The sequence below is a fragment of the Nonomuraea cavernae genome (assembly GCF_040655715.1).
In the GTDB taxonomy this organism is placed as follows: domain Bacteria; phylum Actinomycetota; class Actinomycetes; order Streptosporangiales; family Streptosporangiaceae; genus Nonomuraea; species Nonomuraea cavernae_A.
The window spans coordinates 67,554-90,385 of sequence record NZ_JBFAKL010000034.1 but is presented as its reverse complement, the minus strand read 5'-3'; the positions used below and the strand labels follow the sequence as shown (position 1 = coordinate 90,385).

Genomic DNA, 22,832 nt, shown 5'->3' with positions numbered 1-22,832 from the left:
GACGACCTGGTGCGCGGCGCGATCGGCGCGGTGGTGCTGGTCGACACGCGCAGGCTGGCCGACAGCTTCCCGGCGATCGACTACTTCGAAGAGGCGCAGTTGCCCTTCGTCGTAGGGATCAACGGCTGGGACGGCCAATATGGGCACAGTGACGGGGAGGTGCGTGACGCTTTGACACTCGCGCCGCACATTCCGCTGATCCGGTTGGACGCGCGCTCGAAGGACTCGGTCAAGAGCGCGTTGATCAACCTCGTCGAACACGCGCTCACCGTCCGGATGGCCGTACCAGGCTGGAGCGGCTAGCGAAGCGGATAGGCTGAGCGCAGACCTATTTTCGCTTCGAGGACTGGCCAACCACGTGTTCGAGACGCTATCCGACCGGCTGACATCGGTCTTCTCCTCCCTCCGATCCAAGGGTCGGCTGTCCGACGCCGACATCGACGCAACCGCCCGCGAGATCCGCATCGCGCTGCTCGAGGCCGATGTCGCGCTGCCGGTGGTCAAGGCATTCGTCGCCCAGGTCAAGGAACGCGCCCGCGGCGCCGAGGTCTCCCAGGCGCTCAACCCGGCGCAGCAGGTCGTCAAGATCGTCAATGACGAGCTGATCGAGATCCTCGGCGGCGAGACACGCCGGCTCCGCTACGCCAAGACCCCGCCGACCGTCATCATGCTCGCGGGTCTGCAGGGCGCCGGCAAGACCACGCTGGCGGGCAAGCTCGCCAGGTGGCTGCGCGAGCAGGGCCACACGCCGATGCTCGTCGCCGCCGACCTCCAGCGGCCCAACGCCGTGCAGCAGCTCCAGGTCGTGGGCGAGCGCGCGGAGGTCGCCGTTTACGCCCCCGAGCCGGGCAACGGCGTCGGCGACCCGGTCGAGGTCGCCCGCCGCTCGATCGACGAGGCCAAGCGTCAGCAGTACGACATCGTCATCATCGACACCGCCGGCCGTCTCGGCATCGACCAGGAGATGATGCGGCAGGCCGCCGACATCCGCGACGCGGTCTCGCCCGACGAGGTCCTGTTCGTGGTCGACGCCATGATCGGCCAGGACGCCGTGACCACGGCCCAGGCCTTCATGGAGGGCGTCGGCTTCGACGGCGTCGTGCTCACCAAGCTCGACGGCGACGCCCGCGGTGGCGCCGCCCTGTCGGTCCGGCACATCACCGGCCGGCCGATCATGTTCGCCTCCACGGGCGAGAAGGCGGAGGACTTCGACGCCTTCCACCCTGACCGGATGGCCTCCCGGATCCTCGACATGGGTGACATCCTCACCCTGATCGAGCAGGCCCAGAAGACGTTCGACGAGGACCAGGCCGCCAAGATGGCGGGCAAGCTCACCTCGGGCGAGAGCTTCACGCTGGACGACTTCCTCGAGCAGATGATGATGGTCCAGAAGATGGGCCCGATCAAAAACCTGCTCGGCATGATGCCCGGCATGGGGCAGATGCGCGACCAGCTCAACTCCATCGACGACCGCGACCTCGACCGCATCGCCGCCATCATCCGGTCGATGACGCCCGGTGAGCGTCAGGACCCCAAGATCATCAACGGGTCGCGACGAGCGCGCATCGCGGCCGGCTCCGGCGTGACGGTCAGCGCGGTCAACAACCTGGTCACCCGCTTCTTCGAGGCCCAGAAGATGATGAAGCGGATGGCCGGCGGGATGGGCATCCCCGGTATGCCGGGCGGGCGAGGCAAGGCGACCAAGGCCCAGAAGAAGGGCAAGAAGGGGCGCCGCGTGAGCGGAGACCCGCGCAAGGCCGCCCTGGGCAAGGCGTCCTCCGCCTCCGACGAGACCGAGCCCGCGCCGCCCAAGCAGAGTGGGGTGCTCGGCAACCTCGGCGGCAAGCTGCCGCCGGGCATGCAGCTCCCGCCCGGGTTCGACCCCTCCAAGCTCAACCTCCCCGGCCCGAAGTAGTCCCCGGGCCTCCCGGAGAGGTCGGCGTGTGGGTCGCGTCGCTGACAGTGGCCCGCGTCTGGCACAATGACATGTTGGAACATCGTGACCAGGTGGGTGCCCTCTCACCTCCCGCCGGTCACGCCTGTCCCTGGAGCGAGCATCCCGTCGTGCCCCACTCGATGAGGTGCCGCTCACCCGCGCTCGAATGCAGGAGAGACCACACCCGTGGCAGTCAAGATCAAGCTCAAGCGGCTCGGCATGATCCGCAACGCTCAATACCGCATCGTCGTCGCCGACAGCCGCACCAAGCGTGACGGCCGGGCGATCGAAGAGATCGGCCTGTACCACCCGAAGCAAGACCCTTCGCGCATCGAGATCAACGCCGAGCGCGCGGCCTACTGGCTGGGTGTCGGCGCGCAGCCGACCGAGCCGGTGCTCAAGCTGCTCAAGCTCACCGGCGACTGGCAGAAGTACAAGGGCGAGCCCGCCCCTGCCCCGATGAAGGTCGCCGAGCCGGCGCCCGACCGTCACGCCGTCTACGAGGCCGCGGCCAAGGAGGCGCTGTCCGGTGGAGACACCGGCTCGGTCGCCACCACGCCCAAGAAGGCCAAGAAGAAGGAAGAAGTAGAGGCTCCCGCCGAGACCCAGGCCGAGGGCGAGGCCTGACGTGCTCGAGGAGGCTCTCGAGCACCTCGTTAAGGGCATCGTCGAACATCCAGACGATGTCCGGGTCCGCGCTCGCCGCATTCGCAGCGGGCGCGTCCTGGAGGTCCGGGTGCACCCCGAGGACCTGGGCAAGGTCATCGGTCGCGGCGGGCGCACCGCCAAGGCGCTGCGCACGGTCGTGAACGCCCTGGCCGACGGGAAGTACGTACGGGTCGATCTGCTCGATCTGCACGAAGCGGTCCGTTAGCGTCAGGTAATCGCGCCCTCATCGGTTCGTCCGGTGGGGGCGCTTGCGGTTGGAAAAGGGCTCGTGGTGAGAAGGGTAGGTGCACGTGCAGCTGGTCGTCGGCCGGATCGGTCGTCCCCACGGGGTTCGCGGAGAAGTGACCGTGGAGGTGCGCACCGACGATCCTGAGCTGCGCCTCGCCGTGGGCGCGTCCGTCGAGACCGACCCCGCCGACAGGGGGCCGCTCGTCATCGAGAGCCGCCGCTGGCACAAGAACATGCTGCTGCTCGCCTTCGCCGGGGTCGCCGACCGCGGCGCCGCCGACGAGCTGCGGGGCACCATGCTGGTCATCGACTCGGCCCAGGTGGCGCCGTCCGACGACCCCGACGAGTTCCACGACCACCAGCTGATCGGGCTCACCGTCGAGACCGGCTCCGGCGAGGTCGTCGGTGAGGTCACCGACGTGCTCCACCACGGCCAGGACCTCCTCGTCGTACGTCGTGGCGGTCAGGACGACGCGCTCATCCCGTTCGTCAAGCCCCTCGTGCCCGAAGTCGACCTGGAGCGCGGCAGGCTCGTGATCACACCGCCCGAGGGGCTGCTGTGACGCGCGCACCCGAGGGCGGCACCCGGCTCGACATCATCTCGATCTTCCCCGAATACTTCACGCCGCTCGACGTCTCGCTGATCGGCAAGGCCAGGGAGCGCGGCACCCTCGACGTGCGGCTGCACCAACTGCGCGACTGGGCGCACGACGTGCACAAGACCGTCGACGACACCCCCTACGGCGGGGGGCCCGGCATGGTCATGAAGCCCGAGATCTGGGGCGCGGCCATCGACTCGGTGATCGGTGACGGTGCGCCCCGGATGATCGTGCCCACGCCGAGCGGCAGGCCGTTCACGCAGGAGCTGGCCCAGGAGCTGGCGGCCGAGCCCTGGCTGCTGTTCGCGTGCGGCCGCTACGAGGGCATCGACTCGCGCGTCATGCTCGACTACGGCGCCCGCCTGCGGGTCGACGAGGTGAGCATCGGCGACTACGTGCTGGCCGGCGGCGAGGTGGCGGTGCTGGTGATGGTGGAGGCCATCGGCAGGCTGTTGCCCGGGGTGCTGGGCAACGTCCATTCGGCCGTCGACGACTCGTTCGCTCCAGGCGCCATGCGCAACCTGCTCGAAGGCCCCGTCTACACCAAGCCGCCGGTCTGGCGGGGGCACGAGGTGCCGGCCGTGCTCCTGTCCGGCCACCACGGCAAGGTGGCCAGGTGGCGCAGGGACGAGGCGCTGCGCCGGACGATCGCCAACCGGCCCGACCTGGTGGCGGCGATCGACCCCGAGACGCTCGACAAGCGCGACCGGGAGCTCCTCGACGAGCTCTCGTTTCGCTTCGGGCCGGAAGATATGGCAAACTGAAGCGCTGCCAACCGTCTTGCGGTTGGTCTGTCATGCCTGGGAAACGGTCCCGGGTTCATCACATCAGCAGGCGCGTCCGCCGCGAGCCATGGCCGGGTGGACCTCCGCGTGCTCGCGAGACTTTGAGGACATCTCTCATGCACACGAAGATCCAGGAGCTCGAGAAGGCGACCCTGCGCAGCGATGTGCCGGACTTCCGTCCCGGCGACACGCTCGAGGTTCACGTCCGCGTCATCGAGGGCAACCGCTCCCGCGTCCAGGTGTTCAAGGGCTTCGTGCTCCGCCGTCAGGGCAGTGGCGCCCGCGAGACCTTCACGGTCCGCAAGGTCAGCTACAGCGTCGGCGTCGAGCGCACCTTCCCGGTGCACAGCCCGATCATCGAGAAGATCGTGCTCGTGACCCGCGGTGACGTGCGCCGGGCCAAGCTCTACTACATGCGTGACCTGCGCGGCAAGGCCGCTCGCATCCGCGAGAAGCGTGAGGCGGCGCCCGCCAAGTAGCGATCCGCCCCCCGGCCGGATGGTCGCCGGGGTTACCGGACCGTCTTTTACGCACGTACCGGCTTCGCCGAATGGCCCGCGTGATGCGCGGGCCATTCGGCTTTGCTACGGCGTTTCCTTTATGTGGAGCGACCCGGGCGCGGGTGTAACGTCGGTCGAGGCTTGTCGGGCCTGTGCATCATCTAGGCTCATCAGCGATGACTAGCGAGAGTCAGGAGTACGGCGCGGCGCGCCGCCCTGCCAAGGACGAGGTGGACGTGGTCGCCGAAGAGACTCAGAAGCCGGCCAAGGGCGACAAGAAAGACAAGAAGGGGTCGTTCTGGAAGGAACTTCCCGTCTTGGTAGTCGTGGCGCTGGTGCTGGCGCTGATCATCAAGACCTTCGTGATCCAGGCCTTCTACATCCCGTCCGAGTCGATGGAGAACACTCTCCTCAAGAACGACCGGGTCCTGGTCAACAAGCTCGTCTACCACACGCGCGACATCGAGCGCGGGGACGTGGTGGTGTTCTCCGGCGTCGACTCCTGGGACGGAGAGTTCCAGCTGGAGGAGCCGTCCAACCCGGTCGCGGCCTTCTTCCGCTGGGTCGGCACCGCGTTCGGCGTGGTGCCCGGCGAGAAGGACTACATCAAGCGGGTCATCGGCGTCGGCGGCGACAGCGTCAAGTGCTGCGACTCCAAGGGGCGCATCACGGTCAACGGGGTCCCCATCGACGAGGGCGGCTACCTCTACCCCGGCAACGAGCCGTCCGACAGGTTCTTCGACGTCAAGGTGCCCGAGGGGCGGCTCTGGGTGATGGGCGACCACCGTCTGGTCTCCCTTGACTCGCGGGCCCACCAGGGTGATCCCGGCGGCGGCTCGATCCCCGAGAGCCAGGTCATCGGCCGGGCGTTCGTGATCGTGTGGCCGTTCAACAGGGCGGGCACGCTGCCCATCCCCGACACGTTCGCACAGCCGGCCCTCCAGGCGCTCGGCGGGTCGGTCCCGTTGGTCGCGGGGTTCGCGCTGGCCGTACCCTTGGTTCTGGTCCGTCGGCGGCTGCTCGTCAAGAAGCGCTGATGGCCGTCACCAAGAAGGCGGAGGCAGTGCAGGAGAAGAAGAAAAAGGGCACCTTCCGCGAGACGGTTCTCCTGCTGGTGCTGGGCGTGGGCCTCGCCTTGGTGCTGCAGCAGTTCGTGGTCGGGTCGTTCTACATCCCGTCCGAGTCGATGGAGAACACCCTGCAGATCAACGACCGGGTGTTCGTCAACAAGCTCGCCGGCAAGCCCGAACGCGGTGACATCATCGTCTTCAAGGGATGGAACGGCGAAGACACCATCAAGCGGGTCATCGGCGTCGGCGGCGACAAGGTGGTGTGCTGCGACTCCAAGCGGCGGATCACGGTCAACGGCACACCGCTGGAGGAGTCGTCCTACCTCTATCCCGACGACTATCCGTCCGGCGACGAGTTCAAGGTGACCGTGCCCGCGGGCAAGCTCTGGCTGATGGGTGACCATCGCAGCGCCTCGGCCGACTCGCGCAGCCACATGCAGGAGCCCGGCGGCGGTTTCATCTCCGAGGACGCGGTGGTGGGCAAGGCGGTGCTGCGCTACTGGCCGCTGTCACGAGGGCTGATCTTCACCAAGCCCGAGACCTTCGACAAGGTCAAGTAGGTGCGCTTTCGGTCGCGGTTTGCGGTGATTGAGGCGTACGCTGCCTCTTGTCATGACAGTTGTGTTCCGCCCTCGACCGAGCGTCGTCCGGCGCGATTCCGGACTCTACGCCTATGAGCGAGCGCTGGCCCGCCGCGGCCTGACCCCGATCGCGGGCGTCGACGAGGCAGGCCGGGGGGCCTGCGCCGGTCCGCTGGTCGTCGCCGCGGTCATCCTGCGCCGGCGGATCGACGGGCTCGGCGACTCGAAGCTGCTCGCGCCCGCCGTACGCGAGCGGCTCTACGAGCAGATCATGCGGTCGGCGGACATCGGCATGGTGGTCATTCCGCCGGGGGAGATCGACGCCAGGGGCCTGCACAAGAGCAACGTGTCCGGAATGCGGCGCGCGGTCGCGCAATTGCCCCGTGACCCTGGGTACATCCTCACGGATGGCTTTCCGGTGCCGGGATTGCCGGCTCCGTCGCTGGCGGTGTGGAAGGGGGATCAGGTGGCGGCGTGCATGGCCGCGGCGTCGATCGTGGCCAAGGTGACCAGGGACCGGTTGATGGTCGCGCTGGACACCGAATTTCCCCTTTACGGTTTCGCCGACCATAAGGGGTATGTCACGGCAAACCACCGCTTGGCGCTGGCGACGTACGGCCCGTGCTCGCACCACCGGTACTCGTTCGTCACGGTGGCAAGGGAGATGGGCGAGAATGAAATGGGGGCTGGGGTTGCCTGACCAGGCAAACCGGGGGACCGGTACGACAGGAGGACCGCGATGAGCGCAGAGGATCTCGAAAAGTACGAAACCGAGATGGAGCTGCAGCTTTACCGCGAATACCGCGATGTCGTCGGGCTGTTTACGTATGTCGTGGAGACGGAGCGGCGCTTCTACCTGACCAACTCCGTGGACCTCGATGTCCGCACCGCCGAGAACGGTGATGTGTTCTTCGACGTGAAGATGCAGGACGCCTGGGTGTGGGACATGTACCGACCGGCGCGGTTCGTGAAGAACGTTCGCGTGGTCACGTTCAAGGACGTCAATGTGGAAGAGCTGGCCAAGGCCGATCTGGAGATGCCCAAGGAGGGGTTCTCGGGGTCCTGAGCCCGCCCGGTCCCGGGGGGTGACGCGGTCCCGGATCGCATCTTGTGATCTGGCGCCGTCGTTCTGGTCGGTCGTGCGGTCGTGTGCGGGGTGGCGGGGTGCTGCGACCGGGCGTTCGCCGGTCGATATCCACAGGCGCGCGGCAGGCTGTGGAGTTATCCACAGAATGCCGTTCGGCTCGTAAGGGCTCGCTGCGGGTGCGCGAAAGTCGTGCCCGGAGGTGCTACATGGCCGCGAGAAACGCACTCGGCAGGCACGGCGAGCAACTGGCCGTCGACTATCTCAAATCCGAGGGCATGACGATCCTCGAGCGCAACTGGCGCTGCCGTCACGGTGAGATCGACATCATCGCCGAAGACGGTCCCACCCTGGTCGTGGTGGAGGTGAAAACCCGGTCGGGGCGGTCACATGGCACAGCTCTCGAATCCGTGAGACCGGCCAAGATGACCAGGCTGCGGCTGCTGGCCGCCAGGTGGCTGGCCGGTCAGCCCCGCACGTTCCCCGCCGTCAGGGTCGACGTGATCGCCCTGGAGCGGTTCGCGGGCGACTACTCCCTGCGCCATGTCCGGGGGGCGTTCTAGATGGCAGTGGCACGCACCCGCAGCGTGGCCCTTGTCGGCGTGACCGGCCGCACGGTCGAGGTCGAGGCCGACGTGGGCAACGGCCTGGCGGGCATCCACCTCATCGGCCTGCCCGACGCCGCCCTGAGCGAGTCCCGCGAGCGGGTCAGATCGGCGATGGTCAACAGCCGGTTCCCCTGGCCCGACGCCCGCATCACCGTGAGCCTCTTCCCGGCCAGCCAGCCCAAGCGCGGCAGCCAGTTCGACCTCGCCATCGCGATCGCCATCCTGGGGGCCGCGGGCATGGTCCCGGCCGACCGCATCGCCGAGCCGTTCTTCCTGGGCGAGCTCGGTCTCGACGGGCGGCTCAGGCCCGTTCGCGGCGTGCTTCCGTCGGTGCTGAGCGCGGCCGAACACGGTGACATCACCGTGGTGATCCCGTCGGCCAACGCGGCGGAGGCCGCCCTGGTGCCCGGCGTGAAAGCGGTGCCCATGGCCGACCTGCGTCAGCTCGTGGAGTGGCTGCGCACGGGCGAGGAGCCGCCTGAGCTCGAAGCCCACCAGCTCAGCGAGCCGCCGCCGTCGATCATTCGTCCCGCGCTCGACCTGTCCGACGTGGTCGGCCAGCCGGTGGCGCGCCGCGCGCTGGAGATCTGCGCGGCCGGCGGTCACAACCTCTGGATGGTCGGGCCACCCGGCACGGGCAAGACCCTGCTGGCCGAGCGCCTGCCGACCCTCCTGCCCGACCTGGACCTCGACCACGCGCTGGAGGTGACGGCCATCCACTCCGTCGCGGGCATCCTCCCGCCCGACAGCCCCATGATGAGCAGGCCGCCCTTCGTCGCCCCGCACCACACGGCCACGGCCGCGGCCATCATCGGCGGTGGCAGCGGCGTCGTGCGGCCGGGCGCGGTGTCCCTCGCGCACAGGGGTGTCCTCTTCATGGACGAGGCACCTGAGTTCCCGAGGCATGTGCTCGACTCGCTGCGCCAGCCGCTGGAGTCCGGACGCGTGACGGTGTCCCGGGTGGCCGGCTCCGTCACCTTCCCCGCCAGGTTCATGCTGGTGCTCGCCGCCAATCCCTGTCCATGTGCCCAGCCCCAGGACCAGAGCGAGAGCTGCCGGTGCACGCCGACCGTGAGGCGTCGCTACCTGGGCAGGCTCTCTGGGCCCCTCCTCGACCGCATCGACATGAAGGTCACCGTGGCTCGCTCGTCCAGGCGCGAGCTGATGGCCGACCGCCAGTTCGTCGAGTCCAGCGAGAGCGTTGCCCTGCGGGTCCTCGCGGCCAGGGAGCGTGCCGCCAAACGCCTGTCCGTCACCCCCTGGCGTACGAACGCGGAGATCCCGTCCGCCGCCCTCCACGCGGACCTCCGCCCGTCCACCCAGGCGATGAGACCGCTGACGGCCTGCCTCGACTCAGGCGCCCTCAGCGCCCGCGGGCTCGACCGCGTGGTCAGAGTCGCCTGGACCCTCGCCGACCTGGCCGGTCACGACCAACCTCGGCAGGACGAGACCGCGACCGCCCTCGCCCTCTGGTTGGGGACGAACACATGATCATTACAGTCACATGCCCCTTGTTCTTCCGGGAGCCGAGATGAGCGACACCGAGCTCGAGGCCAGGGCAGCTCTCATGCGAGCCGCCGACGTCGGTGACGCGACCATGGGCCGTCTCGTGGCGTGCCGCGGCGCGGCCGGTGCCGTCGAGGCGATCGCAGCCGGGGCGCTTCCGGCCGACTTCGTCGCCGAGGAGGGACGACAGGAACGTTCCCCCGACCTCGGCCGACGGCTCGGCACCTGGCATGCCCGGCTCACGGCGGCCGACCCCGCGGCCGATCTCGTCGCGGGAGAGCGGGCGGGAGCCAGGCTCATCGTGCCGGGGAGCGCCGAGTGGCCGACCCAGCTCGACCAGCTGGGCGCCGGCCGTCCGCTCGGGCTGTGGCTCCACGGCTCGGCCGACCTGCGCTTCTCCTGCCTGCGTTCCGTGGCCGTGGTCGGGGCCAGGGCCGCCAGCGCGTACGGCGCGCATGTGGCCGCGGAGTTCGGCGTCGGTCTCAGTGAGGCGGGGTGGACTGTGGTCTCGGGTGGCGCTTTCGGCATCGACGGCGCGGCTCACCGAGGAGCCCTGGCCTCGGATTCGCCCACGGTGGTGGTGCTCGCCTGTGGTGTCGACATCGCCTACCCGAGCGCGCATCATTCGCTGTTCGCCGCGGCCCGCGAGCAGGGGGTGGTCGTCAGCGAATGCCCGCCGGGGGTTCATCCCACCCGCGCCCGGTTCCTCATTCGCAACCGCCTGATCGCCGCCCTGTCACGGGGCACGGTCGTCGTGGAGGCGGCGCTGCGCAGCGGCGCTCTCAACACGGCCTCCCATGCCCTCACGCTGAACCGCCATCTGGCCGCGGTGCCCGGACCCGTTACGTCCGAGGTGTCCGCCGGATGCCACCGGTTGCTACGCGAGCGCAAGGCCACCTGTGTCACCACTCCCGAGGAGATGATCGACCTGGTGGGGGTGATCGGAGACGACCTTGCCCCCGCTCCCCGCTGTCCGGCGCTCCCGCGCGACAGGCTCAGCGAGGTCAGCCGCAAGGTTCTCGACGCCATTCCCAGCCGGGGTGGTGCGGGCCCCGCCTCGATCGCGCTGGCCGCCGGTGTCTCGCTGGACACCACGCTGAGTTCGCTCGGGGGCCTGGCGGCGGCCGGTTACATCGAACGCGTGGAGAAGGGCTGGCGTCTTCGCAGGGCCGTGCCCACCGCCTACCGGAAGGCCGAGGCCCTGCCGGATCCGGTCGACTCGTCAGGCGCCGACACCTTCGGCGAGGCGGCGCTCTTCCCGATCAGCCCGCTGGAGGGGTGAGCCGAGGTGGCGATGCGGCGGGTGGCGGCGCGGGGAGCGGTGAGGAACATGGTAAAATTTGTTCAGGTGTGGTTGACATTGCTGGTTGATGCGTCGAATCAAGTGTCTTGGTCCGGCTCCATCCGGCGTAATCCCGGCCTTCAGCGTTGCTGGTTGCCAGTAGCGCGACTCGCTTACCGATAGTCGCTCCACGATGCCCGCCTGGTTCCGACGCTGTGCTTATCCGGTGAAGAGGTTCCAGCGTGTGGGGTGTGCCATCCGGCACTGATGTGCCCGTGTCATGTGACGGTTCTCGTCGAGATATTCAAAATGTCTGATGATCGACTGGTGCAGAGTCCACTTATGGACATCAATGATTTTCCCCGGCAGATCGCCCGCACTCAGCGGTTCTCCCTCGGCGTTCCGCGCGCCTTCACCCTGTCTCCCGACGGCCGGCGAGTGCTCTTCCTCCGCTCGCGCGGAGGCGAGGACCGTACGAGCTGCCTGTGGCTGCTGGACGGCGACCAGGAGCGGCTGCTCGTCGCCCCGGAGGAACTCGGCGCGGCCGGGGTGGTTCCCGAGGAGGAGAGGGTCCGCAGGGAGCGAGCACGTGAGCGGGCGACGGGCGTGGTCGCCTACGCCACCGACGCCGAGATGCGCACCGCCTTCTTCGCCGTGGACGGCCGGTTGTGGGCGGTGGACACGGCAGGAGGCGACCCACGGCCCGTGCCCACGGCCGGGCCGGTCATCGACCCGCGTCCCGACCCCACCGGAAGCCGGGTCGCGTACGTGACGGGCGGTGCCCTGCACGTGGTGGAGCTTTCCGACGGCAGTGACCGGCCACTGGCCTCACCGGACCATGCGGAGGTGGTCTGGGGGCTCGCCGAGCATGTGGCGGCCGAGTCCATGGGCCGCATGCGCGGCCACTGGTGGTCACCCGACGGCACCCGGCTGCTGGCCGCCCGGGTCGACACGACGCCGGTGCAGCGGTGGTGGATCGCCGACCCGGCCAACCCGTCCAGGCCACCCCGCGAGATCGCCTACCCGGCCGCCGGCACCGCCAACGCCGACGTTTCGCTGCACGTGCTGGGCCTCGACGGGCGAGCCGTGGAGCTCGACTGGGATCGCAAGGCGTACGAGTACGTCGCCGCCGCGGGCTGGGACGCGCACGGGCCATTGGTCAGCGTCCAGAGCCGCGACCAGCGCACGCTGCTGGTGCTGGCGGCCGATCCGGACACCGGTGAGACGACCCTCCTGCACGAGCAGCGCGATCCCGCCTGGGTCGAGCTGATCGCGGGCACCCCCGCGCGGACCGCGTCCGGCACCCTCGTGCACACCGCGGACCTCGACGACACGCGGCGCCTGCTGGTGGACGGCCGGCCGGTCACGCCCGAGGGGCTGCAGATCCGTGAAGTCCTCGACGTGACAGGCGAATCCGTGCTCTTCACCGCCAACGACGAGCCCACCGAGAACCACCTGTGGGCCTACCACCCGGAGCACGGACCGGTCCGCTGGAGCGACGGCCCGGGCCTGCACACCGGCCGGCGCGCGGGTGACACCCTGTTGATCGCCTCGCACACCGAGGATGGTCATGCCGTCCGCGTGTCGCGAGTCCGGCCGTCTGATGCCCGCACCGTCTCGCCCGCCGAGGCCGATCACACGGCAGGAGGGGCGCCGAGCGGGCGGCATCACACGGAGATCGCGTCGCTGGGTGTCCAACCGCTGCTTCTCCCGCGCATCACCTGGTTGCGCGCGGGGGAGCGAGAGATCCGCACAGCACTGCTGCTGCCGTCCTGGCACCAGCCCGGTGGTGATCCCTTGCCGGTGTTGATGGCCCCATACGCCGGGCCGGGCATGCTGCTGGCGATCCGGGCCCGGCACTGGTGGCTGTGCGAGGCGCAGTGGTTCGCCGAAGCAGGATTCGCGGTTGTGGTCGCCGATGGGCGCGGCACTCCGGGACGCGGTCCCGCCTGGGAGAAAGCCGTCCATCGTGACACCCTCACCGCGCCGCTGGAAGACCAGGTGGCGGCCCTGCACGCCGCCGCCGGGCACTGCCCCGACCTCGACCTGAGTCGTGTGGGCATCCGCGGTTGGAGCTACGGCGGCACTTTGGCCGCGGCGGCGGTGCTGCGGATGCCAGAGGTCTTCCACGCCGGCGTGTCAGGGGCGGCACCGAGCGATCAGCGACTGTACGACACGCACTGGAAGGAACGGTTCCTCGGTCACCCGGATGAGGAGCCGGAGAACTATGAGCTCTCCTCGCCGATCGGCGACGCGGCCCGGCTGCGCCGCCCGTTGCTGCTGGTGCACGGCCTGGCCGACGACAACGTGGTGGCCGCGCACACGCTCCGGATGTCGGCCGCTCTTCTCGCCGCCGGCCGTCCGCACCAGGTGCTGCCGTTGTCCGGGGCCACCCACATGCCGACGGCCGAGGCGGCCGTCGAGGGGTTGCTCCGGCACCAACTGCAGTTCCTGCGTGGGGCGTTGACGGTCCCTGCCACCTCCTCGGCCTGACCCAGATCGTAGGTCGCGTGCCCGGGTGTCACCCGGGTACGCGCCTGGCCATGGGTTCATGCGCGCCTGGGGCCCGTGCTTGGCCATCGGCTCGTGCCTGACCATGGTCCTGTGCCTGACTAGTTGACATCCTCCCGGCTCTGAAGAACCGGGATTCCAACCGTCGCCGGTTGGGCTTCCTGCTTCACCGCCGGTCGCCCGCCCGAGAGAGGACTCTCGTTGAGGTCTTACACCGGCTCCACAGGCGTTTCGCCTCTCCGCAAGCCCTGCGGCGAGGGTGTTTCCGATCGTTCGTCCGGTGGCTTGGTTCTCGCCGCCGTCGAACACACTACCGAACCGTGCGGTGTCGTGCGGCGTTTCGACGGCGGTCCGCCTGGCGGCGGATCGCCTGCCCCTGCCCTGCTCCGCAGGGGTCCGATTCCTCCCTCGCCTGAAGGCGGGGGTCTCCTCGGAGGTTCCCGATGAGCGGACAGGTTCACCGGGTTCACCTCGGCCCGTGTGGAGAGGCACAACCGGGCAGGGATGGACGCGGCCCCCTCTCGCCGGAGGACTCGAAGTTGTCTGGGTGGGCTAACTCAAAGGTCCTTCATCAGGTCCCAGAAGGACCTTTGACGGATGGCACCGGCCAGCCAGGCCGCGAGAAGCCAGGCCTCCCACTCACCATCAGAGGTCATGACGTGAGGGTTGAGAAGAAGGTCGCCATCCCACTGCCCGACCAGAAGGGTGCCGGCCAGATATTCCCCTCTGATGGCGTGGCGGTTCTGCTCCTTTCCATAGATGAAGTAAAGGTCATCGGGCACGCTCAGAGGCTCTTCAGCTTTGGGTGATGACCAGGCTTCGACCGTTGAGGGCTCGACGTCACGGAGCCAGCCGACTTCCGTGACCGGCAGCAGGGAGTACTCATCGACGCCCCAGCCGTTGGAGAACAGGAGGAACTGCCGATAGCTCGGGGGCAGGCTCATGCCCAACCGCTCTTCGAGCTGACTGACTTCCACCTCGCCGGCCGGTGGGTGGAGACCGTGGTCCGGTCCTAACGGCGGGCGGTCAGGGCCTTCGGCCACCGGCTCCTCTTCCGGGAAGAGATCAGACCATGCGTACGCGGTACTCATGGTGGGCGACGATATTCGTCACGACTGACTGTTCATCAGCCGTAGGGCACCGCAACACCAGTTGGGCAATGCTCGATGCGAAGCGCACGAAGATCAGGGACGGTTCAGGCTGTAGTGATGGGGGTGAAACAGGGAGGCTGGGGAACCCGTATGCGTCCTGGACTGAATTGGTGGGAGGAGGCCCGTGGACGAGGGGGAGCTGGATGTGGATGAGGTGGTCGCCGAGTTCGGTCGCTACCTGCGGTTCGAACGTGATCTTTCGCCGCACACGGTGCGGGCCTACCTGTCGGATGTCGCGGCCTTGATCGACCACCTGGATGGACGGCTCGAAGGCATGGACATCGGGGCTTTGCGGGAATGGCTGGCGGAGCAGCATGCCGAAGGCAAGGCGAGGGCGACGCTGGCGCGGAGAACGGCCTGCGTCCGCACGTTCACCGCCTACTGTCACCGCCGGGGCTGGCTGCCTGACGATCCTGGACTGTTGCTGGGGAGCGCCAAGGCGCCTCGGCCGTTGCCCGCGGTGCTCGACCAGGAGCAGGTTCAGGCCGCGCTTGAGGTGCCGATGACCGGGGAGCCCAAGGAACTGAGGGACCAGGCGATCCTGGAGTTGTTGTACGCGACGGGCGTGCGCGTGAGTGAACTGTGCGCGCTCGACGTCGACGACGTGGACCGGGATCGGCACGTCATCAGGGTCCTGGGTAAGGGACGTAAGGAAAGGTCTGTGCCGTTCGGGTTGCCTGCTCTGCGTGCGCTCGACAAGTGGTGCGTGCATGGGCGTCCGTTGTGGATACGGGCGGGTTCGGGAGCGGCGTTGTTCCTCGGGGTGAGGGGTGGACGGATCGACGCGGGGACGGTGCGACGGGTGGTGCATGCCCGGCTGAGGCAGGTGGAAGGCGCGCCGGATATGGGGCCGCACGGTTTGCGCCACTCCGCGGCGACCCATCTGCTGGAGGGCGGCGCCGATCTGCGGAGTGTTCAGGAGCTGCTGGGACACGCGTCGCTCAACACCACGCAGATCTACACACACGTCTCGATCGAGCGGCTCCGAGCCGCCTACCGGCAGGCCCATCCCAGAGCTTGAACCCGGCCTGTGATCCGTGGTGGTCGCTTCAGGCGCCCGGGTTCTCGGTACATGAATTGATGTCCTCAGCGCCGGGCTGCAGGGCTCAGGCCGGGCGCCCGGCTGGGCGGGGTCAGGCAGGGCGGTGTGATCGTGGGCGGGCGCGTTTCGGGGGTGACCGCCTTTGTGAGGCCTTGCGGTGCTGGCCTCGTGCTGGGCTCGGCCTGCCCTTTCGGGTCCGCCGGTGCAGGCACAGGAGTGTGATCAGGAGCAGGTTTCCGAGGAACGCGGCGACCCCGAGGGCCGGGATCGCCGGAGTTGTCGTCGTCGCCAGTGGCACGAAGTGGTGCACCTGCTCGATCGGAGAGCCCGTGGGCAAGGGCGATGCGGGGGCTATGGGCTGTTCGGATGCCGAAGTGGAAGTCGGCGTGGAATGAGGAAAGGCATTCTCCGATGCCGATGCCGATGCTGGTGCTGGTGCTGGTGCCGTTGGCGTTCGGGCTGGTGCTGGGGTCGGCTCTCGGTAGGGCGTGAGCGTTCGGGCCGGCGCTCTCGCCGGCTCTCGGAATGTTGAGCGTGGAAGCGAGGCTGGGACCCCGGCATGGGGTTGAAGGTGGGCCGGCCGTAGGGGCGAGCGGGCGTTGCTGGTCGGGGGAGCCGGTGGGGTGGCGTCCGTCGTCGTCAGCGCGGTGGGCGAAGGCCTCAGCGCGGCGGGTGAAGGCTTGGGGATGAGGGTGTGCTGCTCGCGGACCGGTGCGTCCCAGAAGGGGAGGAGGCGGATGTGAGCCTGGCCCAGGAGAAGGAGCGGGTCAAGGTAGCGAGGCGGGCGCAGGAGCCCCCAGTGCAGGCAGGACTCCTGGCAGTGGCCCGGTGAGTCCTCGATGATGCCCAGCCGGTCTCCCGGCGCGACTCGCTGGCCCGTTAGGACTGAGGCGTCGACCGGAAGATAGGTGGTGCGCAGGCCGCTGGAGTGGTCTATCGACACCACGCCCCGGCCTGCGAGGGAGCCGGCGTAGCGGACCGTGCCCGCACCTGCGGCCAGGACCGGGGTGGCGGGTGGGGCGACCAGGTCGATGCCTCGGTGGCCCGCCAGCCAGGGGGCTGGAGGTGGGGTGAAGCGGCGCAGGACGCGCGGCTCGCCGTCCAGGGGCCAGCGCCAGACCGGGCGGTCGAACTTGGCGTCCTTGGCACGAGCGGGCGTCGGCGACCGCGCCTGGCCGGGCTCGATCATGCTCGTGGAGCCGGCTGCGGCTGGTCTCGCGCAGACGAGGCATGCGCCTGCCACGAGGACGACGATCGTGAGCGCTCTGGTTGCCGCCGGCATGAGAGGTGGGTGCCGCCTCGCCGGGGGGTGCGAAAGCAGGGAGGCGGACGGCTGGGATGTGGCCATGGCGGGAGTTTGCAGAAGCGGCAAGGAGGGTGAGCGGGGCGAATGAGATTCTGTTGATAAGGGTGCGCCAGATGGTGAGCCTGTGGATAAGTGCCCGCATTGAGGCATGGACAGGTTTCGGGACGGCGCTGTGCCCGCGCGGTGTCAGTTCGTCGGCAGCGGAGCTGGCGGGGTCGAGCGGCGTGGGCGTAGGGGAGAGGCCCAGATCCAGATCGTGCTGAAGGCGATGCCGACCGCGGAGACGAGAATGACGGGACGGATTCCGACGAGTTCGGCCAGGAGGCCGCCGGTCAGACTGCCGAGGGCCAGCACCCCCTGCACGGCGAACGTCATGGTGGCGTTGACGCGGCCACGCAGCTCGGGAGAGGTCTCGCGCAGAATGATCGCTCCCATGCAGGTGGCGAAGGCGACCACGATGCCGCCCGTGACGATGCCCATGATGGCGAGCACGGCCAGCTTCCACCAGAGCGGGCCAGTGAGCAGACCGACCGCGAGGATTTCGATCGGGAAGAACAAGACGGAGAAGAGAAGCACACGGTTCTCGCCGTACTTCTTGGCCATGCGGGTGGTGATCCAGGCGCCGAGCAGGCCACCGAGGCCGCTGAGTGCGATGAGGACACCGATCAGACCCTTGGGAATCTCCAGTGTGTTGATCATGTAGAGCATGTAGATGGCCGTGTAGGTCATGGCGAAGAAGTTGATCGTCACGCCTGCGCCGAGCACCGCACGCAGCACGGGATGCGTGGCGCTGGCGCGGAGCCCTTCGACCACGTCCCGCCACATGCCGCGAGAGGGTGCGGGCTCGTTGTGTTCCGGGGTGCGGATGGAGCGCAGCAGCAGTGCCGACGCTAGGAACGACAGTGCCTCGGCCAGTACGGCGATCGGAGCCGTGAGGAGCTGTACGAGCAGACCGGCCAGGCCGGGCCCGCCGACCGACGCGACGGAGTAGGACGCCTGGAAGCCGGCCATGGCCTCGGTCCGCTGGTGGGGCGCGACGACCGAGGCCACGTGTGGGAAGTTCGCGGCTCGGAAAAGCACGCCGGCTGTACCGATGACCAGGGCGACGACGACCAGCCAGAGGATGTTCAACACGCCGAACAGCCAGGCCAGCGGCACGGTAAGGGCCGCGGCACACGAGACCAGTTCGCAGACGATCATGAGCGGGCGATGCCGGATGAGCCGGTCCGCGATGGCGCCTGACTGCAGGCCGAACAGCAGGGCCGGTACGAAGGCGGCAGCGGTGAGCACTCCCATCTCCGACGGGGACGCTGTCAGGAGCATGACGGCGGTGAGGGGGATGGCCAGCTTCGACACCTCCGACCCGGTGATGGAAATGGTCCGCGCGGTCCAGAGCAGGCGGTAGTCGCGCTGCTTGCGCAGAGGGGCGGGGGATTTATCGATGGGTGTGCCGGCGGGAGGTGGAGCGGACTGGGCGGACGCGCGCCGGCGATTGTGAAAGGTTCGCTTCATAGATGTGAAAGTAAGGCTTTAGAGTTATGAAGGCAATGCTTCACGTTTGATCCGAGTACCTTGGGGCGCATGACGCGGGAAAGGGAGAGCCTCAGCGACCCCAAGGCCATGCGGGCGCTGGCGCACCCCGCGAGGTTGGCGATCCTGAACAAGCTCAACGTGGGTGGAAGCGCCACGGCCACCGAGGTCGCCGAGATCGCGGGCATCACTCCCAGCGCAGCCAGCTATCACCTGCGCATGCTCGCCAAGTACGGCTTCGTGGAGGACGCCCCGGCTCGTGGGGACGGCAGGGAGCGCCTGTGGAAGGCCACGGACAAGCCGCTCATGATCGGGATGCTGCCCGACGACCAGCCGGAGGTGCGTGAGGCAAAGGACCTGCTCATCCAGGCGGTCCGCAGAGAGGCCGAGGAGGAGGTGCGACGCGCCCTGTCCGGGTATGACCGGGAACCGAAGGAGTGGCGTGACGTGATCCGCTTCAATCGCACCCTCCTGCGGGTCGACGCCGCTGAGATGGCGCGGCTGAACGAGGAGATCGAGAAGCTGCTCCAGCCGTACATCGCCCGTTACCGCAGTGAGGAAGCCGCGCCGAGCGGAGCCAGGATCGCCGAGGCCCAGGTCAACCTCTTTCCGCTCGCGGGAAGGATCGTGCCGGGCCTGCCCACCGAGGATCACGACGCCGGCTGAGCTCGGGCCCCCACGCGCGCCGTACCGCCCAGCCGTGCCGTACCGCCCAGCCGTGCCGAGCCGTACCGCCGTGCCGCGCCGTGCTCGCTGGGCCGTCCGAACAAGGCGGGGGAGGTGGGCCGGACGGAGACGGTCAGGTCGGGGCGGCGTGGGAGGTAGACTTTTCGATGGCCTGTGACCACAGGCCGACTTCGCATGCCTCATCACGGACCGCCCCTTCGGTCCGGGCCATGGCCCGGCTGGAGCGGTTCGGGGCATCAGGGCGGCAGCGACGGCTGCCGCGACACAACCGAGAATCGCGCCCCGCGGGGCGCCCAGACCTGGAGGACCAGCACATGGCCCCCGTCGTCACCATGCGACAGCTGCTCGAAAGCGGCGTTCACTTCGGTCACCAGACTCGGCGCTGGAACCCGAAGATGAAGCGCTTCATCTTCACCGAGCGCAACGGCATCTACATCATCGACCTGCAGAAGTCGCTGTCCTACATCGACCGCGCCTACGACTTCGTCAAGGAGACCGTCGCCCACGGCGGCACGATCCTGTTCATCGGCACGAAGAAGCAGGCCCAGGAAGCGATTTCGGAGCAGGCGGCCCGCGTCGGCATGCCGTACGTCAACCAGCGCTGGCTGGGCGGCATGCTCACCAACTTCTCCACCGTGCACAAGAGGCTTCAGCGCCTGAAGGAGCTCGAGGAGCTCGACTTCGACAACGTCGCCGCCTCGGGGCTCACCAAGAAGGAGCTCCTCATGCGCCGGCGTGAGAAGGACAAGCTGGAGCGCACGCTCGGCGGCATCCGCGACATGGGCCGCGTGCCCAGCGCCGTGTGGATCGTCGACACCAAGAAGGAGCACATCGCGATCAGTGAGGCCAAGAAGCTTGGCATCCCGGTCGTCGCGATCCTTGACACCAACTGTGACCCCGACGAGGTCGACTACCCGATCCCGGGCAACGACGACGCCATCCGCGCCGTCGGCCTGCTGACCAGGGTCGTCGCCGACGGTGTCGCCGCCGGCCTGATGGCCCGCTCGGGCGCCGCCCGCGGTGACGAGAAGCCCGCCGCCGCCGAGCCGCTGGCCGAGTGGGAGCGCGAGCTGATCGAGCAGGGCACGGGCGAGCGCGCGGCCGCCGAGACCGCCGCTCCCGAGGCGGCTCCGGTGGTCGAGGTCGTCAGCGAGGAGGCCGCGACCGAGGCTCCGGCCGAAGCCGCTGCCGAGGTTGCCGCCGAGGCTCCGGCTGAGGCTCCCGCCGAGGCGCCGGCCGCCGAGGGTGAGACCGAGCAGCAGGCCTGACGGGCTCGGGCCGAGCGTAAACCGCCGCGCCCGCTCCGCGTTCCGGCCCTGGTGAGGGCCGGAGGCGCGGGCTCGGGCCGGCGGTCACAGGCTCGGGGCAGTCGGCCCGAGCAGGCCGAGGCTCCCCATACGGAAAGCGCCGGCCGTTTCAACCGAGGGTGGGCGCCGGATCCCGGTGCCCACCCGATCCACGACGAAATCCCACGAGGAAAAAGCATGGCTTCCGTGAACATGGCCGACGTCAAGCGGCTTCGCGAGATCACCGCTGCCGGCATGATGGACTGCAAGAAGGCGCTTGAGGAGTCCAGCGGCGACTTCGACCGCGCCATCGAGCTGCTGCGCCTCAAGGGCGCCAAGGACGTGGGCAAGCGCGAGGCGCGCACGGCCTCCAACGGCCTGGTCGCGCTTCAGCAGGACGGTGACTCCGCCGCGGCGCTGCTCGAGCTCAACTGCGAGACCGACTTCGTGGCGAAGGGCGAGCGTTTCCAGGAGCTGGCCGGGCAGGTCGTCGCGCACGTGCTGGCCACCAAGCCGGCCGACGTCCCGGCGCTGCTCGACTCCTCCTTCGACGGCAAGACCGTCAAGGAGCACCTCGACGTCGCCAACGCCGCGCTGGGCGAGAAGATCGAGATCCGCCGCTTCGCGGTGCTCGAGGGCGGCTACGTCGGCGCCTATATGCACCGCACCGACCCGGCGCTGCCGCCGGCCGTCGGCGTGCTCGTGCAGCTCGACAAGCCCAACGCCGAGGTGGCCAAGGACATCGCGCAGCACGCCGCGGCGATGGCCCCGCAGTACCTCAAGCCCGAGTCCGTCCCCGCCGACGTCGTCGAGAAGGAGCGCAAGCTCTTCGAGGAGATGACCCGCGAGGAAGGCAAGCCCGAGGCCGCCATCGGCAAGATCGTCGAGGGCCGGGTCAACGGCTGGTACAAAGACTTCACCCTGGTTCAGCAGGCTTTCGTCAAGGACAGCAAGAAGACCGTGGGCAAGTACGCCACCGAGAACGGCGTCGAGGTCCTGGCCTTCGTCCGCTTCAAGGTCGGTCAGGCTTAGGCTTGAACAAGCTTCCAGCCCAACACACCGCCTAAGAGGGAGGCCGCCGCCGTGCAGGAGAATCAGGAGCCCGCTACGTCGGCGGCTTCTTCACACTCGGATCCGCCGCAGAGTCCTCTGCGGTGGAAAAGGGTGATGCTGAAGCTGTCGGGTGAGGCATTCGCCGGTGGCGAGCCGCTGGGGATCGACCCGTTGGTGGTCGATCATCTGGCCGACTCGATCGCCGAGGCGGTGCGTGAGGGCGTGCAGGTCGCCGTCGTGGTCGGCGGGGGCAACATGTTCCGCGGCGCCGCGTTGTCAGAGCAGGGCATCGACCGGGCCCGCGCCGACTACATGGGCATGCTGGGCACGGTCATCAACTGCCTGGCCTTGCAGGACTTTCTGGAGAGGCGTGGCGTCGAGACCAGGGTCCAGACCGCCATCACGATGCAGCAGGTGGCCGAGCCGTTCCTGCCTCGCCGGGCGATCAGGCACCTGGAGAAGGGCCGCGTGGTCATCTTCGGTGCGGGGCTCGGTTCGCCGTTCTTCTCCACCGACACGGCCGCGTCCCAGCGGGCCCTGGAGATCGGCGCGGAGGCACTGCTCAAGGGCACCCAGGTGGACGGCGTGTACGACTCCGATCCGCGCAAGAACCCCGACGCGGTGCGGTTCGACCACCTCGACTACGGTGAGGTGCTCATCCGCGACCTGCAGGTCATGGACGCCACCGCGATCAGCCTGTGCAAGGACAATGACCTGCCGATCGTCGTATTCGACCTGATGGGTGAGGGCAACATCCTGCGTGCGGTGCGCGGTGAGAAAATCGGCACGCTGGTGAGCCCCGCAGGCAAATAGGGAGCGAGCCCGATCGCCAGCCAGTAGACAGGGAGCCGCTGTGATCGACGAAACCCTCCTCGAAGCCGAGGACAAGATGGACAAGGCCGTGTCGGTCGCGAAGGAGGACTTCGCGGCCATTCGCACGGGCCGAGTCACCCCCTCCATGTTCAACAAGATCAATGCTGACTACTACGGTTCGCCGACCCCGATCCAGCAGTTGGCCTCGTTCCACGTGCCCGAGGCCCGCATGGTCATCATCCAGCCTTACGACAAGAGCTCGATGGCCGCGATCGAGAAGGCGATCCGCGACTCCGACCTGGGCGTCAACCCGGGCAATGACGGCGCGGTGATCCGGGTGTCGTTCCCCGAGCTCTCGGAGGAGCGGCGCAGGGAGTACATCAAGGTCGCCAGGAACAAGGGCGAGCACGCGAAGGTGTCCGTGCGCAACATCCGCCGCACCGCCAAGGAGATCCTCGACAAGATGATCAAGGATGGCGACGCGGGCGAGGACGAGATCCGGCGCGCGGAGAAGGAGCTCGACGACATCACCCAGAAGCACGTCGCCAAGATCGACGAGCTGCTTAAGCACAAGGAAGCCGAGCTGCTCGAGGTCTGAGCGGCCC

At 68.5% G+C, this 22,832-nt stretch carries 24 protein-coding genes; 21 read left to right on the top strand and 3 right to left on the bottom strand.

The annotated features are described in order from the left end of the window. The 15 genes from AB0I38_RS35310 to AB0I38_RS35240 all read left to right on the top strand — a co-directional run. Positions 1 to 303 (top strand): ATP/GTP-binding protein (locus AB0I38_RS35310; RefSeq protein ID WP_358491352.1); only part of this gene is annotated, 303 nt, incomplete at its 5' end. A 55-nt stretch (positions 304 to 358) separates the two neighbouring features. Next, positions 359 to 1,915, top strand: coding sequence for a signal recognition particle protein (gene ffh, locus AB0I38_RS35305; protein WP_358491346.1), 1,557 nt, complete (start codon positions 359 to 361; stop codon positions 1,913 to 1,915). A 207-nt stretch (positions 1,916 to 2,122) separates the two neighbouring features. After that, positions 2,123 to 2,563, top strand: coding sequence for a 30S ribosomal protein S16 (gene rpsP, locus AB0I38_RS35300; RefSeq protein ID WP_358491338.1), 441 nt, complete (start codon positions 2,123 to 2,125; stop codon positions 2,561 to 2,563). Position 2,564: 1 nt separating this feature from the next. Next, positions 2,565 to 2,810: an RNA-binding protein gene (locus tag AB0I38_RS35295; RefSeq protein WP_043634919.1), complete on the top strand. Its 246-nt coding sequence runs from the start codon at positions 2,565 to 2,567 to the stop codon at positions 2,808 to 2,810. A gap of 85 nt (positions 2,811 to 2,895) precedes the next feature. Then, positions 2,896 to 3,396 carry a ribosome maturation factor RimM gene (gene rimM / locus AB0I38_RS35290; RefSeq protein ID WP_358491386.1) on the top strand — a complete coding sequence of 167 codons (501 nt, stop codon included), beginning with the start codon at positions 2,896 to 2,898 and terminating at the stop codon, positions 3,394 to 3,396. Continuing rightward, on the top strand, positions 3,393 to 4,196 hold the full coding sequence (trmD, locus tag AB0I38_RS35285; protein ID WP_358491332.1) for a tRNA (guanosine(37)-N1)-methyltransferase TrmD: 804 nt from the start codon (positions 3,393 to 3,395) through the stop codon (positions 4,194 to 4,196). Before rimM ends, trmD begins: the two co-directional genes overlap by 4 nt. Positions 4,197 to 4,333: 137 nt before the next feature. Further along, entirely contained in the window at positions 4,334 to 4,696 is a 363-nt protein-coding gene (rplS, locus tag AB0I38_RS35280) for a 50S ribosomal protein L19 (RefSeq protein WP_189129176.1), read from the top strand. Between the two features lie 197 nt (positions 4,697 to 4,893). Further along, on the top strand, positions 4,894 to 5,754 hold the full coding sequence (gene lepB / locus AB0I38_RS35275; protein ID WP_358491325.1) for a signal peptidase I: 861 nt from the start codon (positions 4,894 to 4,896) through the stop codon (positions 5,752 to 5,754). After that, the gene (gene lepB / locus AB0I38_RS35270) at positions 5,754 to 6,347 is read left to right on the top strand and encodes a signal peptidase I (RefSeq protein WP_358491321.1); all 594 of its coding nucleotides are present in this window, start codon (positions 5,754 to 5,756) and stop codon (positions 6,345 to 6,347) included. Before lepB (AB0I38_RS35275) ends, lepB (AB0I38_RS35270) begins: the two co-directional genes overlap by 1 nt. 52 nt (positions 6,348 to 6,399) lie before the next feature. Beyond that, the gene (locus AB0I38_RS35265) at positions 6,400 to 7,068 is read left to right on the top strand and encodes a ribonuclease HII (RefSeq protein ID WP_358491314.1); all 669 of its coding nucleotides are present in this window, start codon (positions 6,400 to 6,402) and stop codon (positions 7,066 to 7,068) included. 39 nt (positions 7,069 to 7,107) lie between these two features. Next, complete coding sequence (locus tag AB0I38_RS35260; protein WP_189129180.1) at positions 7,108 to 7,434, top strand: DUF2469 domain-containing protein; 327 nt, start codon at positions 7,108 to 7,110, stop codon at positions 7,432 to 7,434. 227 nt (positions 7,435 to 7,661) lie between these two features. Further along, positions 7,662 to 8,015, top strand: coding sequence for a YraN family protein (locus AB0I38_RS35255; RefSeq protein ID WP_358491308.1), 354 nt, complete (start codon positions 7,662 to 7,664; stop codon positions 8,013 to 8,015). Then, positions 8,016 to 9,551 carry a YifB family Mg chelatase-like AAA ATPase gene (locus AB0I38_RS35250; protein ID WP_358491303.1) on the top strand — a complete coding sequence of 512 codons (1,536 nt, stop codon included), beginning with the start codon at positions 8,016 to 8,018 and terminating at the stop codon, positions 9,549 to 9,551. 40 nt (positions 9,552 to 9,591) lie between these two features. Next, complete coding sequence (gene dprA / locus AB0I38_RS35245) at positions 9,592 to 10,848, top strand: DNA-processing protein DprA (RefSeq protein ID WP_358491296.1); 1,257 nt, start codon at positions 9,592 to 9,594, stop codon at positions 10,846 to 10,848. Between the two features lie 342 nt (positions 10,849 to 11,190). Then, positions 11,191 to 13,341, top strand: a complete 2,151-nt coding sequence (locus AB0I38_RS35240) for a S9 family peptidase (protein ID WP_358491289.1) — start codon at positions 11,191 to 11,193, stop codon at positions 13,339 to 13,341. A gap of 575 nt (positions 13,342 to 13,916) precedes the next feature. On the opposite strand, the gene AB0I38_RS35235 is transcribed toward AB0I38_RS35240, so the two are convergent. Beyond that, on the bottom strand, positions 13,917 to 14,450 hold the full coding sequence (locus tag AB0I38_RS35235) for an SMI1/KNR4 family protein (protein WP_358491285.1): 534 nt from the start codon (positions 14,448 to 14,450) through the stop codon (positions 13,917 to 13,919). A gap of 184 nt (positions 14,451 to 14,634) precedes the next feature. Here AB0I38_RS35235 and AB0I38_RS35230 point away from each other — a divergent pair, with 184 nt between their 5' ends. After that, the gene (locus tag AB0I38_RS35230) at positions 14,635 to 15,531 is read left to right on the top strand and encodes a tyrosine recombinase XerC (RefSeq protein WP_436838809.1); all 897 of its coding nucleotides are present in this window, start codon (positions 14,635 to 14,637) and stop codon (positions 15,529 to 15,531) included. Positions 15,532 to 15,643: 112 nt separating this feature from the next. On the opposite strand, the gene AB0I38_RS35225 is transcribed toward AB0I38_RS35230, so the two are convergent. Continuing rightward, positions 15,644 to 16,741, bottom strand: coding sequence for a M23 family metallopeptidase (locus AB0I38_RS35225; protein WP_358491374.1), 1,098 nt, complete (start codon positions 16,739 to 16,741; stop codon positions 15,644 to 15,646). A gap of 303 nt (positions 16,742 to 17,044) precedes the next feature. Further along, on the bottom strand, positions 17,045 to 18,370 hold the full coding sequence (locus AB0I38_RS35220; RefSeq protein ID WP_358491278.1) for an MFS transporter: 1,326 nt from the start codon (positions 18,368 to 18,370) through the stop codon (positions 17,045 to 17,047). Between the two features lie 69 nt (positions 18,371 to 18,439). Here AB0I38_RS35220 and AB0I38_RS35215 point away from each other — a divergent pair, with 69 nt between their 5' ends. The 5 genes from AB0I38_RS35215 (at position 18,440) to frr (ending at position 22,825) form a co-directional block, all read left to right on the top strand. Then, entirely contained in the window at positions 18,440 to 19,054 is a 615-nt protein-coding gene (locus AB0I38_RS35215) for an ArsR/SmtB family transcription factor (protein ID WP_358491273.1), read from the top strand. Between the two features lie 335 nt (positions 19,055 to 19,389). Next, complete coding sequence (gene rpsB / locus AB0I38_RS35210; RefSeq protein WP_358491268.1) at positions 19,390 to 20,343, top strand: 30S ribosomal protein S2; 954 nt, start codon at positions 19,390 to 19,392, stop codon at positions 20,341 to 20,343. Positions 20,344 to 20,559: 216 nt separating this feature from the next. After that, positions 20,560 to 21,393, top strand: a complete 834-nt coding sequence (gene tsf, locus AB0I38_RS35205; RefSeq protein WP_358491262.1) for a translation elongation factor Ts — start codon at positions 20,560 to 20,562, stop codon at positions 21,391 to 21,393. A gap of 135 nt (positions 21,394 to 21,528) precedes the next feature. Then, on the top strand, positions 21,529 to 22,227 hold the full coding sequence (pyrH, locus tag AB0I38_RS35200) for a UMP kinase (RefSeq protein ID WP_225264232.1): 699 nt from the start codon (positions 21,529 to 21,531) through the stop codon (positions 22,225 to 22,227). A 40-nt stretch (positions 22,228 to 22,267) separates the two neighbouring features. Next, on the top strand, positions 22,268 to 22,825 hold the full coding sequence (gene frr, locus AB0I38_RS35195) for a ribosome recycling factor (protein ID WP_358491255.1): 558 nt from the start codon (positions 22,268 to 22,270) through the stop codon (positions 22,823 to 22,825). Positions 22,826 to 22,832 lie beyond the last annotated feature (7 nt).